Source organism: Natronococcus occultus SP4, assembly GCF_000328685.1.
GTDB classification, from domain to species: Archaea; Halobacteriota; Halobacteria; order Halobacteriales; family Natrialbaceae; genus Natronococcus; species Natronococcus occultus.
The window spans coordinates 2,685,398-2,699,096 of sequence record NC_019974.1 but is presented as its reverse complement, the minus strand read 5'-3'; the positions used below and the strand labels follow the sequence as shown (position 1 = coordinate 2,699,096).

16 protein-coding genes are annotated in these 13,699 nt (G+C 65.2%); 8 read left to right on the top strand and 8 right to left on the bottom strand.

Going from position 1 to position 13,699, the window contains the following annotated elements:
• Positions 1 to 23 precede the first annotated feature (23 nt).
• Together NATOC_RS13470 and NATOC_RS13460 are read right to left on the bottom strand one after the other, a co-directional pair.
• Positions 24 to 1,367, bottom strand: a complete 1,344-nt coding sequence (locus NATOC_RS13470; RefSeq protein ID WP_015322002.1) for an alkaline phosphatase family protein — start codon at positions 1,365 to 1,367, stop codon at positions 24 to 26.
• A gap of 453 nt (positions 1,368 to 1,820) precedes the next feature.
• Positions 1,821 to 2,351 carry an inorganic diphosphatase gene (locus tag NATOC_RS13460; protein WP_015322000.1) on the bottom strand — a complete coding sequence of 177 codons (531 nt, stop codon included), beginning with the start codon at positions 2,349 to 2,351 and terminating at the stop codon, positions 1,821 to 1,823.
• A 178-nt stretch (positions 2,352 to 2,529) separates the two neighbouring features.
• On the opposite strand from NATOC_RS13460, the gene NATOC_RS13455 reads away from it, so the two are divergent.
• Positions 2,530 to 2,889 carry a PadR family transcriptional regulator gene (locus NATOC_RS13455; RefSeq protein ID WP_015321999.1) on the top strand — a complete coding sequence of 120 codons (360 nt, stop codon included), beginning with the start codon at positions 2,530 to 2,532 and terminating at the stop codon, positions 2,887 to 2,889.
• A gap of 75 nt (positions 2,890 to 2,964) precedes the next feature.
• Here NATOC_RS13455 and NATOC_RS13450 read toward each other — a convergent pair whose 3' ends face one another.
• Both NATOC_RS13450 and rnhA read right to left on the bottom strand, forming a co-directional pair.
• Positions 2,965 to 3,579 (bottom strand): DUF7108 family protein, encoded by a 615-nt coding sequence (locus NATOC_RS13450; protein WP_015321998.1) that lies wholly within the window; start codon positions 3,577 to 3,579, stop codon positions 2,965 to 2,967.
• A gap of 49 nt (positions 3,580 to 3,628) precedes the next feature.
• Positions 3,629 to 4,222, bottom strand: coding sequence for a ribonuclease HI (gene rnhA / locus NATOC_RS13445; RefSeq protein ID WP_015321997.1), 594 nt, complete (start codon positions 4,220 to 4,222; stop codon positions 3,629 to 3,631).
• Positions 4,223 to 4,384: 162 nt separating this feature from the next.
• Here rnhA and NATOC_RS13440 point away from each other — a divergent pair, with 162 nt between their 5' ends.
• Entirely contained in the window at positions 4,385 to 5,347 is a 963-nt protein-coding gene (locus tag NATOC_RS13440) for a transcription initiation factor IIB (protein ID WP_015321996.1), read from the top strand.
• A 136-nt stretch (positions 5,348 to 5,483) separates the two neighbouring features.
• On the opposite strand, the gene NATOC_RS22390 is transcribed toward NATOC_RS13440, so the two are convergent.
• Both NATOC_RS22390 and gfcR read right to left on the bottom strand, forming a co-directional pair.
• A complete protein-coding gene (locus NATOC_RS22390) occupies positions 5,484 to 5,822 on the bottom strand; it encodes a hypothetical protein (RefSeq protein WP_174299200.1) in 339 nt (112 codons plus the stop codon).
• Positions 5,823 to 6,139: 317 nt separating this feature from the next.
• On the bottom strand, positions 6,140 to 6,790 hold the full coding sequence (gfcR, locus tag NATOC_RS13430) for a transcriptional regulator GfcR (RefSeq protein WP_015321994.1): 651 nt from the start codon (positions 6,788 to 6,790) through the stop codon (positions 6,140 to 6,142).
• A 120-nt stretch (positions 6,791 to 6,910) separates the two neighbouring features.
• Here gfcR and NATOC_RS13425 point away from each other — a divergent pair, with 120 nt between their 5' ends.
• The 4 genes from NATOC_RS13425 (at position 6,911) to NATOC_RS13410 (ending at position 10,809) form a co-directional block, all read left to right on the top strand.
• Positions 6,911 to 8,161 (top strand): HAD family hydrolase, encoded by a 1,251-nt coding sequence (locus NATOC_RS13425; protein WP_015321993.1) that lies wholly within the window; start codon positions 6,911 to 6,913, stop codon positions 8,159 to 8,161.
• 222 nt (positions 8,162 to 8,383) lie between these two features.
• Complete coding sequence (locus NATOC_RS13420) at positions 8,384 to 9,061, top strand: helix-turn-helix domain-containing protein (RefSeq protein ID WP_015321992.1); 678 nt, start codon at positions 8,384 to 8,386, stop codon at positions 9,059 to 9,061.
• Positions 9,062 to 9,105: 44 nt separating this feature from the next.
• On the top strand, positions 9,106 to 10,230 hold the full coding sequence (locus tag NATOC_RS13415) for an acyl-CoA dehydrogenase family protein (protein WP_015321991.1): 1,125 nt from the start codon (positions 9,106 to 9,108) through the stop codon (positions 10,228 to 10,230).
• Positions 10,231 to 10,278: 48 nt separating this feature from the next.
• Positions 10,279 to 10,809 carry an HAD family hydrolase gene (locus tag NATOC_RS13410; RefSeq protein WP_015321990.1) on the top strand — a complete coding sequence of 177 codons (531 nt, stop codon included), beginning with the start codon at positions 10,279 to 10,281 and terminating at the stop codon, positions 10,807 to 10,809.
• 67 nt (positions 10,810 to 10,876) lie between these two features.
• On the opposite strand, the gene NATOC_RS13405 is transcribed toward NATOC_RS13410, so the two are convergent.
• Positions 10,877 to 11,110: a DUF5822 domain-containing protein gene (locus NATOC_RS13405; RefSeq protein ID WP_015321989.1), complete on the bottom strand. Its 234-nt coding sequence runs from the start codon at positions 11,108 to 11,110 to the stop codon at positions 10,877 to 10,879.
• Between the two features lie 96 nt (positions 11,111 to 11,206).
• Here NATOC_RS13405 and panB point away from each other — a divergent pair, with 96 nt between their 5' ends.
• Together panB and NATOC_RS13395 are read left to right on the top strand one after the other, a co-directional pair.
• On the top strand, positions 11,207 to 12,019 hold the full coding sequence (panB, locus tag NATOC_RS13400; protein ID WP_015321988.1) for a 3-methyl-2-oxobutanoate hydroxymethyltransferase: 813 nt from the start codon (positions 11,207 to 11,209) through the stop codon (positions 12,017 to 12,019).
• 349 nt (positions 12,020 to 12,368) lie between these two features.
• Positions 12,369 to 13,340 (top strand): C-terminal binding protein, encoded by a 972-nt coding sequence (locus NATOC_RS13395; protein ID WP_015321987.1) that lies wholly within the window; start codon positions 12,369 to 12,371, stop codon positions 13,338 to 13,340.
• 59 nt (positions 13,341 to 13,399) lie between these two features.
• Here the strand turns inward: NATOC_RS13395 and NATOC_RS13390 are convergent, their stop codons facing one another.
• Complete coding sequence (locus NATOC_RS13390) at positions 13,400 to 13,651, bottom strand: hypothetical protein (RefSeq protein ID WP_015321986.1); 252 nt, start codon at positions 13,649 to 13,651, stop codon at positions 13,400 to 13,402.
• Positions 13,652 to 13,699: the final 48 nt, after the last annotated feature.

The window sequence follows — 13,699 nt, the reverse complement described above, 5'->3', positions numbered from 1 at the left end:
CGTGGGCTTCCGCTATATTTGTGTCAGACCAGACTCGCGCCGTCGAACTCGCCGCGGCTGTACTCGACGTCGAGCAGCTCCAGGATCGTCGGCGCGATATCGAAGAGATCGGCGTCGCCGATCGAGGCGTCCGGATCGTCGATGTACAACGCGGTATCGCCGAAGCTGTGCATCCCGTTTCGCGGGCCGCTGGTGAAGACGTTGGAGTCGGCCTTGAACCCGGACTTGAGATCGAACCCTTTGTTCGGGATCGCGACCAGATCGGGCGCAATGTCGTCGTGATCGCCACGGAACGCCTGTTCTTTCTCGACGACGCGGTCGACGACCTTCTTTCCGTCGGGCCCTTCGAGCGCCTCGAGATCCGCCTTGAGCTCGTCCCGGACCTCGTCGTACTCCTCGTCGGGGACCGAGCCGCGTGGTTCCCGCCCCTCGAGGTTGAGGTAGAACCGCCCCGGGATGAACGAGTACGCTTTCGTCTCCGTGGCGATGTCGCCCAGCCCCTCGGGCTCGTCGTCCTCGAAGGAGAGCCATCCCTCCTCCCGGAGCCACTCGTTGAAATGGACCTCGTAGTCGAGACTCGTGAAGCCGTGGTCGGAGGCGACGATCAAGGTAACGTCCTCGGGCAGCGCCTCGCGCAGCCGACCGATGTAGTCATCGACCTTCTCGTAGAACTCGAAGAACGCCTCCTGGTACTGACCATCGCGCTCGTAGTCTTTGAACAGGAAGTGGTTGACCCGGTCGGTCGTCATGAAGACGCCGAAAAAGAGGTCCCAGTCGTCTTCCTCGATGTAGTGTTCGAACGCCTCGAAGCGGGCGTCGATCGTCTCGTGGGCGTCCTCGATGAACGCGTCCTTGTCGTCCTCGTGACCGAGCTTCGGGTTGACGTCGATCCGGTAGCCGATTGACTCGAGGTAGTCCCGGACGTCGTCGGGGTAGGCGGCCTTCTCGAGGCCGGGCGAGAGAAAGCCCGAGACCATCCGCTGGACGTTTCGCTGGGGCGGGAAGGTGACGGGGACGTTCATCACCGTCGTCTTCAGTCCCTCCTCCTGGGCGCGGTCCCAGACGCGGTCGGCCTGGACTTCCCGTCCCATCGGGACGTACGTGTCGTACGTGCCGACCTCGCGGTCCTGAAAGCCGTAGACGCCGGTCTCACCGGGGTTGACGCCAGTAGTTAGCGACGGCCAGCAGGCGCTTGACTCGGGCGGGACGATACTCGAGATCTCGCTCGCGGTCCCCTCGTCCGCGAGCGACGCGAAGTTCGGAAACCGGTCCTCGTGTTCGGAGAGCAAACTGTACGGCACGCCGTCGACGCCGATAAACGCAACTCGGGGGTTATCGTCGCCCCGCAACCGGTCGAACAGACCCATGGAAGGCCGTAGTCCGACCGCATACAAGAAGGTTCGTTTCCGGACACTGTTTTCGAGAATCCACGACGGCGATTCGAACGCAGATCGCGCTCTCGTAACCGTTCGCGTCCGCACACGGCGACGGTCGAACGATGGGCTACGGAGTCGACGGCTCGTAGACGGCGGCAAAACGGCTCGGCCGCGTCCGGGACGACGAGGACGCCGTCCGCCGAGCTCACTCCTCGGAGTCGTCCGACTCGGAGCGGAAGTTCGTCGGAACGACCGTGAGGTGGGCCATTCCGAGACCGGGGTCGGCCGGGTCTGACTCTCGAGCGGACGGGTTGGTTGCTGCCATGACGATCGGTAGTACGGCGGCTCACCCAATAAAATTACCCATGCTCATAACACATACGACCGACGGACGGAGATAACTCTCGTGAATCCGTGCGCAAGAAATCGAAAGCGAGGACGGCGCTAGAAGTTCTCGTCGTAGAGCTCCTGGGCGTGTTCGATCGCGTCGTAGGCGGCCTGGCGGTCCTCCCAGCCCTCCGTGGCGACCTCCTTGCCCTCCTCGAGGTTCTTGTAGGTCGCGAAGAACTCGTCGATCTCGTCGAGTTGCTGCTGGGGGATGTCTTCGAGGTCCTCGATGTGGTCGTAGCGGGGATCCTCGCTGGGGACGGCGATGACCTTGTCGTCCTGCTCGCCGTCGTCGTCCATCTTCATCAGGGCGACGGGGCGGGCCTCGATGACACAGCCGGGGAACGTCTGGTCTTCGACGAGGACGAGGACGTCGAAGGGGTCCTCGTCGTCGTAGTAGCTCTGCGGGATGAAGCCGTAGTCGGACGGGTAGTGGACGTTCGAGTGGAGCACGCGGTCGAGGACAACGCCGGGGACGTCCTTGTCGTACTCGTACTTGTTGCGCTCGCCCTTGAGACACTCGACGACGGCGTAGATCTCTTCGGGCGGGTTCGGTCCGGTCTCCAAGTCTTCCCAGAGATTGACCATGTGGCTTGAACCTCCACGGTGGATCAAAAAGTCCTTTCGTAATCGGTCGGTTGGTACGGCCGACGACCGCCGGACGGACGGCAAGTGCGGGGCTCGCAGTGGTGGCGACCGGCTTGGCAGCGTCGATCCGGCAGAATAGTTGAGAAGTCTTAAATAGTCCGGAGACTTTCACAAAAGTATGTCAGAGGCACAATCAATCAGCGGCGGTCAGAGCGTCGCTCGCGAGCTGACGGCGTTTCAGAACAACATCCTCACCATCCTCGCCAAGGAGCCGATGTACGGCCTGGCGATCAAACGCGAACTCGAGGAGTACTACGGCACGGAGGTCAATCACGGCCGCCTCTACCCGAACCTCGACGAGCTCGTCGAGCTCGGACTGGTCGAGAAAAGCGAGCTCGACAAACGGACCAACCAGTACTCGCTGACCGACGAGGGCTACGAGGCCGTCCTCGACGGCGTCCAGTGGTCGCTCTCGAAGATCGTCACCGACGACGACCGCGCCGACGAGATCCGCCAGCTCGTCGACGAGAGCTACTGAGCGACAACCAAGGTGTCAGAACCCTCGATCGCGCTCGATCGCACGCCGGTGTGATCGGCGCCGAACCGTTCCGTTTTATTCAACCGACGAATCCCGGAGCTCCGGGTGTGGCTCGTCGACCGCTTCGAAGACCAGTCGGATCGACTCCTCGATCACGTCGCGCTGGTCCGCGGAGGGCCAGGCGTTGCGCACGAAGTAGTCGTCCCGGAACTCCTCGAGTTCCGGAGGCGTCGCCGACGCGATCGGCTTCGCGTAGTGGTTGCTGAAAAAGGTCGCCAGCGCGGCCGCGTTGTCGCCGTGGACGTCGCCGTGGCGCTCCCTGATCGTGGCGACCAGCTCGCGGTTTCGCTCCTCGACCGCCTGCCAGTCGTCGGGGTCGCCGGTCCCTTCGAGCCGAATCTCGGTCGCGCGGTCGATGTCCTCGATGCGGTCCGTTCTGACGACGCCGTCCTCGTGCCACTCCTCGGGGTGGAGTACGAGCGTCGCGTCCTCGTCGTCCCGGACGCGAGCGGTAAACTCGTGTTCGGCGAGCAGTTCGTCGCGCCGATCGAGCCGAGCCGCCCGCTCGTTCTCGTCGGTCGCCGTACGTGCCAGCCGCGTCAGTCGTTCGGCCTCCTCGAGGACGTCGCCGGGGAGCTCGTCGGACGACGGTTCGCCGTCGGCGTCGGTGCCGTTCGCGGAGTCGCTCATACCCGCCGTTGGCGTTCGAGGCTCTTTCGCTTGCCGTTTCGAGTTCGGTTCACCCCTGGTCCAGCGCCTCGTTTGCCAGGCCGTCCGCGCGGTCGTTGACCTCCCGTGGGACGTACTCGAGGCTCCACTCGTCGAACCGCGAGAGCAGCTCGCGGGCGGTGACGCGTCGCTCGCGCAGCTCGGGGTTGTTGGTGTCGTACTCGCCCCGGACCTGCTTGACGATCAGTTCGGAATCACCCCGGACGTGGAGCTCATCGTAGTCGTACTCCGCGGCGGCTTCCAGAGCTGTGATCAGCGCCGCGTACTCGGCCTGGTTGTTCGTCGCGGTCCCGATCCGGTCGTTCCCCTCGGCGACGATCCCGTCGCCGGTGACGATCACCCAGCCGATCGCCGCGGGACCGGGGTTGCCGCGACTGGCGCCGTCGAAGTAGACGTGCGCGCGGCCCCCGCTCTCCCGGAGCAGCGACTCGAGTTTTCGGGGCGTCTCGCCCTGGATCACGACCTTGTCGTCGTAGGCGACAGCCGTCGCGCCGTCGCGGCTCGCCCGCCAGCGCTCGTGTTCCGTGTTTCCGGCGTCGACGGTGACGCCCGCGTCCTCGAGACGGTCGCGGGCGGCGTCGACGTTACACTCGATGACCGGCATTCTTGCCTGTGCTCGACGAGAGCCGGATAAAGGTTTTCCGGTTTCAAATCGTAAACCACGACCCTCAGTGCCTGTAGAGCCCTTTTTCGGCGGATACGGGAACCCATCCGAGATCGCAACCCCAGAACTTATATATCATAGTAGTACTACTATAAAAGCGCGATGACACGGTCCACCCGCCAGCGGGAGCGAATGCGTGAAACGGACGAATCCGAGGAGCAAGAGGGGGTACGTGCCTGTCCCGAATGCGAATCGGACAATCTCGTGAAAGACTCCGATCGGGGTGAGCTCATCTGTGAAGACTGTGGGCTCGTTGTCGAGGAGGAGAAGATCGACCCCGGTCCGGAGTGGCGGGCGTTCAATCACCAGGAACGACAGGAGAAGTCCCGCGTCGGTGCCCCGACGACACAGACGATGCACGACAAGGGGCTGACGACGACGATCGACTGGAAGGACAAGGACGCCTACGGGCGCTCGATCTCCTCGAAGAAACGCAGTCAGATGCACCGACTGCGCAAGTGGCAGGAACGAATCCGAACCAAGGACGCTGGCGAGCGTAACCTGCAGTTCGCGCTCTCGGAGATCGATCGGATGGCCTCGGCGCTTGGCGTTCCACGATCGGTCCGCGAGGTCGCGTCGGTGATCTACCGACGCGCACTCAAGGAGGACCTCATCCGTGGCCGATCGATCGAGGGCGTCGCCACCTCCGCGCTGTACGCCGCCTGTCGAAAGGAAGGCATCCCGCGAAGCCTAGAGGAGATCTCGGAAGTTTCACGCGTCGAACGAAAGGAAATCGGTCGTACGTACCGGTACATCTCACAGGAGCTCGGCCTCGAGATGCGCCCCGTCGACCCGAAAAAGTACGTTCCCCGTTTCTGTTCCGAACTCGAACTCTCCGAGGAGGTCCAGACCAAGGCCAACGAGATCATCGAAAAAACGGCCGAGGAAGGACTGCTCTCGGGTAAATCCCCGACCGGGTACGCTGCGGCCGCGATCTACGCCGCCTCGTTGCTGTGTAACGAGAAAAAGACCCAGCGAGAGGTCGCCGACGTCGCGCAGGTAACCGAAGTTACCATCCGAAACCGCTACCAGGAACAGATCGAAGCGATGGGGATCCACGGCTAACGCCACGTCCGTCCCACTTTTTTGCATACACCACTCTCCAGTGACGACGTCGTCCTCGCGCAGCGACCGTCACTGTCCGGACGCCGGTCGTGGCTGGCCGTAACACACCGAACGCGAAACCCCACTGCGTAGCGGGTTACTCGTCCTCGTCGTCGTCGTCCTCGAGATCGTCATCCGCCTCGTCGTCCTCCTCGTCATCCTCTTCGAGATCGTCATCCTCCTCGTCATCCTCTTCGAGATCGTCGTCTTCCTCGTCATCCTCTTCGAGGTCGTCATCCTCCTCGTCATCCTCTTCGAGGTCGTCATCCTCCTCGTCGTCGTCCTCGAGATCGTCGTCTTCCTCGTCGTCCTCTTCGAGATCGTCGTCCTCCTCCATCGGATCGTCGTCCTCGTCTTCGACCGGGTCGTCATCGGGGTCCTCTTCGGGGTCGTCCTCGGGATCGTCGTTACAGCCTGCGATCGCGATAGCGCTCACTGTACCGCTCAGTGCGATCAGACGCCGACGTGTGAGATAGTCATCCATGGTGGGTCACTCCGAATCGGATCTGAGGAAGCCACCACAAAGAGAATGCGCTGCCTATTTTCGCGACGCTGATCACAAACCGGAGTTACGTTCGGCTCGTTCCCGATCGAGAGAAGTAACGTCGCTCGAGCCGACGGATCGCCGATCGTCGGTCTCTCGACGGCGATGGTTCCGAGAGACCGACAGACTACGCCGGGACGACCGCACGGCGGAAAACGTCAGTTACCGGTTCGAACGGACGAAACGATCCGAACTCCCCGCCGAAACGTTCACTCGTCCTTGCCGACGCTGATGACCTGCAACAGCGAGTAGACGGGGACGCCCTCGATCTCCTCGACGCCCTGTTTGTCCGCGAGGACGACGCAGGCGAGTGGCTCGCCGCCCTCGGCGCGGATCGCCGAGATCGTCTCGCGCATCGTCGTCCCGCTGGTGATGGTGTCGTCGACGATGTAACACTCGCGGTCGCGGATGCCGGCGAAGTTTCGCGAGAACGTCCCGCCCAACTCCTCGATGTCGCCTTCCTCCCACTGGTGTTTCGCGGGCGTGTACGTCGAGAGGTCGGTCTCGAGTTCGCTCGCGACCAGCGTCGCGATGGGGCCGCCGGCCTTCTCGATGCCGACGGTGAGATCAACGTCCTCGCCGTGTTTGGCCAGCAGATCGGCCATCGCCTCCGCGATCGCACCCATCCGCTTGCTGTCCCGGCCGATCGCCGACCAGTCGACGTGGATGTCCTGTGGCCCGCCGGCGTCGCCGGACGGCTCGGCCGTCTGGGTTGAGGGCTCGGCCGTGGTACCGCTTCGTTCGACCAGCCAGCTGGCGGTCTCTCGGGAGACGTTCAGCTCGTCGGCGATCTCGCCCTTCGAGAGCCCCTGGTTGGCGAGTTCGGCGGCGCTCTCGATGAGGTCGTCAACGTTTTTCATGGCTCGAGGTTTGCGCGCCGTTTTTATAGTCGTGTCGCAGTCGACGAACGTCGCCCCGACCCGCCGGTGAAACGTTCGGTAGTGACAAGGGTTATCAGCCAGCTCTCCAGTATCTCGACTATGGAACGGTACGATCTCGTCTACCAGCTCTACGACGAGTACGACACGAAGACGTTACGGGAGTACCAGGAGTTCGTCGACGTCTTTCCCGCCGTCGACTCGCGGGTCGCGCTGGAACACTGGCAGGAGGCCAACGACGAACTCGGGGACCGAAAAGACGAGATCAGGTCGGCGTTCGCGGCCGGCGAGACGTTCGCCGAGATCGCCGCGCGGGCGACCCGCGATCAGGCCTTTACCGCGCTCGATCTCGAGGCCAAGTACGGCCGCGGGGTGAACGTCCTCGTGTTAGACGTCGACGAGACGCTGCGGTCGGCCGGCAGCACGGACAACGAGATCCCCCGCGAGACCCTCCACGTCCTGACCGAGTTTCACGAGGCCGGCGTCCCGATCGTGATCTGTACCGGCCAGACCTTAGAGAACGTCAAGGGGTTTGCCATCCAGGGGCTGGGCAGCGAGATCGTCCACTCCGGGGAGCTGTCGATCGTCTACGAGGCGGGAACGGGTGTGTTCACGCCGGGCCACGGCGCCGACACCAAACAGCTCCTCTACGAGGAACTCGACGAGGAGATCCGGACGGTGTTCGACGACCTGCGGGCCCGCGTCCTTCCGGAGGCGCCCGACTCGCTCAGGCGGGGCTGTCACCTTCAGGGCAACGAGTTCAACGTCACGATGAAGCCCAACTACGAGACCGGCTCGGCAGACGCCAGGGAGATCATCGACGACGCGCTGGTCTACCTGATCGACCTGCTGGCCGACGCCGTCGGCGAGGCGATCGGGAGCGAGATCGGGGCCGACGACTGCCGGGAGTTGACCCGCGCGTTCTACGCCGACCAGGACCCCGAGATCAGAACCGTCCTCGAGGCGGAGGGCGCCTACCCCGACCGGGACAGGGAGGCGATCCCCGACGCGCTCGCGGATGTTCTCGAGCGGATCGACGTCGCCTACTACGAGGCCGACGCCGCCGAGATCGGTAGTCTCGAGCTCAACAAGGTCGTCGGTGTCGAGCGCGCGCTGGACGTCCTCGGTGTCGAGGACCCGTTCGCGCTCGTGATGGGCGACTCGAAGAGCGATCGCCGCGTCATGGAGTGGGTCGAGGACCGAGACGCCGGGATCGCGGCTGCGCCGGAACACGCCTCTCAGGATACCTTAGAGCACGTCCTCCGGACCGACGAACTCGTCTTCGACCGCGGCAAGAGCGTCGACGTCCTCCGAACGGCGTACGCGCTCAACCGCCTCGCCAGGCTCGGGTAGCCGAATCAGTCTTAAATAACCGGAATAGATAGGCCGTCTCATCAACCCGCTCGGAGCTGTGCGTTCTGTCAACACGGTTCGATCGCGGGCGGTTCCCCGACGGCGGGTGCTCGCGCGTCGAGTCGGGTGATCCGTTATGAGTGCACTCGAGTCCCAGTACGACCTCGGTATCGCCATCGACCAGCGACCGGACTCGAACCCGACGAGCGGGGTGACCCCGTCGTGACGACGATCGCCGAGCTGGCTATCCCCACAGAGTCGTTCGCGCTGGAGCCGACGATCCAGTCGCTGCCGGAGTCCGAGCTGCGAGTCGAGAGCGTCGTCGTCGACGACTCGGTTCGGACGGCCCCGCTGATCTGGTTCGGTAACACCGACGCCGGGGCCGTCGAGGAGACTCTCGAGGACGATCCGACCGTCGAGCAGTTTCGGCGACTGCTCGAGCGTCCCGACGGCGACGCGTGGCTCTTCCGGATCCGGTACGCCGAGGCGGCGACCCCGATCTGTAGCGCGGTCTACGCGAACGACGGGACCGTCCTCGAGGCCGAGGTGACGAACGGTCGCTGGGCGGTCACGCTGTTGTTCCCCCATCGGGAGGGGGTCTCGGACGCGGTGTCCGATCTCGAGGATCGCGACGCCCGGGTCGACGTCAGGCGCATGGTCGAGGCCCACCAGAACAAGGACCTCGAGATGGCGACGACGCTGACCGATCCCCAGCGGGAGGCGATCGCCGAGGCCTACCGTCGGGGGTACTACAACGTCCCCCGTGAGATCTCCCTCGAGGAGCTGGCCAGCGAGCTCGAGATCTCCCACCAGGCCCTCTCGGAGCGGCTCCGGCGCGCGAACCGCGTCCTCGCGAGCGAACAACTCGAGAGCTCCGCGAGCGGACTCGGCGGCGGCTGATGTCGATGGTGGTGATTTTTGCCACCCGGCTCGAATGAAAGGGTATGGAACTCACCGACGAGCAGGCGGCGGTTCGTGACGTCGTTCGCGAGTTCGCCCGCGAGGAGATCCGACCGGTCGCTCTCGAGGCCGACCAGGAACAGTCGTTTCCGGAGGACGTCTGGGACGGGCTCGCGGAGCTCGACCTGACGAGCCTGACGGTCCCCGAGGAGTACGGCGGCTACGACGCCGATCCCGTAACGGCTGCCGTCGTCAACGAAGAGGTCGCTTACGGCGCGCTCGCGGTCGCGACGGCGCTGTCGGTTCACTCGCTGGCGACGTCCTGTATCGCCGAGTTCGGCAGCGAGGACGTCAAGGAGCGGTGGCTTCCCGAGATGGCTGACGGGCGTCCCGTCGGCGCGTTCGCGCTCTCGGAGCCCCACGCCGGCTCGAACCCCGCCGAGATGTCGACGGAGGCCCGCAGGGAGGGCGACGAGTACGTCATCAACGGCGAGAAACAGTGGATCACGAACGGGAAGCGGGCGGGCGTCTACGTCCTATTCGCGAAGACCGACCGCGACGACCCCTCGACGGTGACGCAGTTTCTCGTCCCCGGCGACGTCGACGGACTCTCGGTCGGCGAGAAGGAGGACAAGCTCGGCCTCCGGGCCAGCGACACGACGAGTCTCACCTTCGACGACGTTCGGCTCCCGGCCGAGAACCGCCTGACAGAAGAGGGGAGGGGGCTGTCGGCGGCCTTCCACATCCTCACGGGCGGGCGGATCGCCATCGCCGCCCAGTCGGTCGGACTGGCCCAGTGTGCGCTGGACGAGGCCATCGAGTACAGCGGGGAGCGCGAGCAGTTCGACCAACCGATCGCCGAGTTTCAGTCGATCCGGCACAAGCTCGCCGAGATGGCCACCAAAGTCAAGGCAAGCCGGCTGCTGACCCGGGAAGCGGCTCGCGAACGCGCGGCGGGAGACGCCGGACTGACCGCGAGCATGGCGAAGTACTTCGCCAGCCAGACGGCCATGGACGTGACCAACGAGGCCGTCCAGATCCACGGCGGCTACGGCTACGTCACCGAGGGCGAGGTCGAACGGCTCTACCGCGACGCCAAGATCACCGAGATCTACGAGGGGACGACGGAGATCCAAAAGAAGGTCATCGCGCGTCACCTGCTCGACTGACCCCCGCGGATCGAAGCCGCTATTGGGTTCTCCACCCTACGCTCGTTCGTGAGCGAATACGACGCCGTCGTCTACGATCTGGACGGGACCCTGGTCGACCTCGCGGTCGACTGGAACGCCGTCGCGATCGACGTCATCGCAGTGTACGCCCGGGCAGCCGCCGATCCGCCGAGCGAGAACCTCTGGGAGCTGCTCGAGGCCGCGAGCAACTTCGAGATCGCCCCGGCCGTCGAGGAGACGATCGCCGACCACGAGCGCGAGGGGGCCCGACGATCGCGGCGGCTGGCCCGCGCGGATGAACTGCTCGAGCGGCCGATCCCAACGGGGGTTTGCTCGCTCAACTGCGAGGCAGCCTGCCGGATCGCGCTGGAGGAACACGAGCTCGCAAGCGCCGTCGACGCGGTCGTCGGTCGGGACACCGTCGACACGCGGAAACCGGATCCCGAGCCGCTGCTCGAGACCGTCCGCAGGCTCGGCGCGGAGGCGTCGACCGCGCTGTTCGTCGGCGACACCGACCGCGACGAGCGAACCGCGCGGCGAGCGGGCGTCGACTTCGAGTACGTCGAAACGCTCGAGTAAGCAGCCCTCGGGTCGTCGGGTACGGTCGCAATATCAGCGGCGGATCTCGAACGGTCGGAAGCGAGGACTACTCCTGTGTGTGTTTCGCGTACGCGAACACCGCAACCGCCACGACCAGCCAGACGACGGCACCGACGCGGATCGCGAACTCGGCACGGGCGCCCCACGTCGGGAGGTCGACGCCGGTCGACAGCAGGGCGACGATCGGCGCGCCGACGAGGATCGTGGTCACGAAGGTCGTCTGCATCACCCAGCCGTAGTCGACGCCGTCGGGTGAGGTCGTTTCGACGCGTTCTGGCACGTTTGAACGTGTTCTCCGGGACCTCTTAAGACTCGCGGGTGCGGGCCGTCGACACGGAACGATGACGTTTACTCGCAGGCGCCAGACCCTACACGTATGCCCACCGTACGGGAGCTGCGGTCGATGGCCGGGACGGAACCGATCACGATGCTGACGGCCTACGACGCGCCGACGGCCGAGATCGTCGACGAGGCCGACGTCGACGTGATCCTCGTCGGCGACAGCGTCGGTAACACCTCGCTGGGGTACGAGACGACGGTTCCCGTTACCGTCGACGACGTGGCCCGCCACGTCGGCGCGGTCGCCCGAGCGACCGAGGACGCACTGGTCGTCGCGGACATGCCCTTCCTCTCGTTCGGCGTCGACGAGGCCGACAGCCTCGAGAACGCCGGACGGATGCTCAAAGAGGAGGGCGCAGCGGCGGTGAAGCTCGAATGTGGCCCCCACACCGTCGAGCTGACCGAGAAGATGGTCCAGCTGGGGATCCCCGTGATGGCCCACCTCGGACTGACCCCCCAGCACGTCAACCAGTACGGTGGCTACCCACGCCAGGGGACCGACCGCGAGGACGCCGAACGGATCCTCGAGCTCGCTCGCGCCCACGAGGACGCGGGCGCGTTCTCGCTCGTGCTCGAACACGTTCCGGCGAACCTGGCCGCGGAGATCACCGACGTCCTCGGGATTCCGACGATCGGGATCGGCGCGGGGCCCGACTGCGACGGCCAGGTGCTGGTCGTCGACGACGCCGTCGGACTCAGCGAGTGGTCGCCGTCCTTCGCAAAGCAGTTCGGCGACGTCCGCGGGGAGATGCGCGCTGCCGTCGAGGAGTACGTCGAGGCCGTCGAGTCCGGCTCGTTTCCCGCCGAGGACCACAGCCACGAGGAGGGCGACCTCGACGAGCTGTACTGAGAGCCGCGACGCCGTGCAGGGGCCGACCGTCCACTGGCGGCTCCCGTCGCACGGGGGCCGTTCTCGGTCGGCAACTCCGGGTAGCTGTGGCGTGATTCGGTCCGGAGCGCGTGGCTCGAACGTATGTTTCCCGGAGCTGATCTCGGTGTGAGTAATCGTCCAGCCGACCGGTAGGAACGGGTTAAACCGGGCGTTCACCGACGACGACGCCGGTCCCACTGGCTCTTCTCGGTCGTGCTGTCCCTCCTCACGAGAACCGAAGCCGGTATCGCACCCACATGAGACGAACACGAACGTCACCGCAGGCGACATCCCTATCGGCGAACCGGACGAACGAATCGCTCGACCGATGACCGACACGATCCTTGTCACGGACTTTGACTTTCCCGACCTCGAGATCGAACGCGACGTCCTCGAGGGGCGAGACATCGATCTCGTCGCGACGGACGCCGAAACCGCCGACGAGGTGATTGAGGCGGCTCGGGAGGTCGAGGCCGACGCGTTGCTCGTTCAGTACGCGCCGATCGACCGAGCCGTTCTCGAGTTGCTCGACGTCGCGGTCGTGGGCCGGTACGGGATCGGCGTCGACGCCGTCGATCTCGAAGCCGCCGCCGACGAGGACGTCGTTGTGGTCAACGTTCCCGACTACTGTCAGAGCGAGGTGGCGACGCATACGATCGCGCTCCTGTTCGCCTGCGTGCGCAAGACCGCGCTGTACGACCGCGCGATCGCCGAGGGGACCTGGGACTGGACGGTCGGCGCGCCGATCGAGCGGCTGCCGGGGAAGACGCTCGGGTTCGCGGCCTTCGGCTCGATCCCCCGACGGATCGTCGAGCGACTGTCGGGGTTCGACCTCGAGTTCGTCGCGTACGATCCCCATCAGTCCGCCGACGAACTCGCCGAGTGTGGCGTCGAGAAGGTGTCGTTCGACGGGCTGCTCGAGCGCTCCGATATCGTCTCCGTCCACGCGCCGCTGACCGCGGAAACTCGAGGGCTGTTCGACGCCGCGGCGTTCGCAGCGATGGACGACGACGCGATCGTACTCAACACGGCCCGCGGCGAAATCGTCGACGACAAGGCGCTAGCGACGGCCCTCGAGGACGGCGTCCTCGCCGCCGCGGGACTGGACGTGTTACCGAACGAACCGCCCGAGGACTCGCCGCTGGTCGACCGTGACGACGTCGTCTGTACGCCCCACGTCGCGTGGTACTCCGAGGAGTCGATCGTCGAGCTCCGCGAAGGCGTCACTCGCGACGTCGTGAGGGTCCTCGACGGCGAGGCGCCCGAGAACCCGGTTACCGGGGACGCGTCCTCGGGCTGAGCGACGGTTCCGTCGGGCGTGGACGCGTCTACGCGGAATCCGCTATGCGGAATCCGACCCTACGCGGAATCGACCTGCGTGACGGTGTGGATCTCGTCGTAGCGGACGCTGCCCTCGTCGACGGGCTGGTCGTCGAGCTCGAGGTAGCCGGGCTCGAGACCGGTGACCGTTCCCTCGATATCGAAGTCCTGGCTGTCGTCGGCCCACTCCTTGCTCGTGACTTCGACGACGTCGCCGATCTCGACGTGTTCCTCGACCAACTGTGCCGCGCGCTCCTCGTCGGCGTCCGGTGGAATCGTCAGTTCAGTCATCGTATCCGAACAACGGCGGCCACGCCTAAAGTAGTACACTCGTCGTAT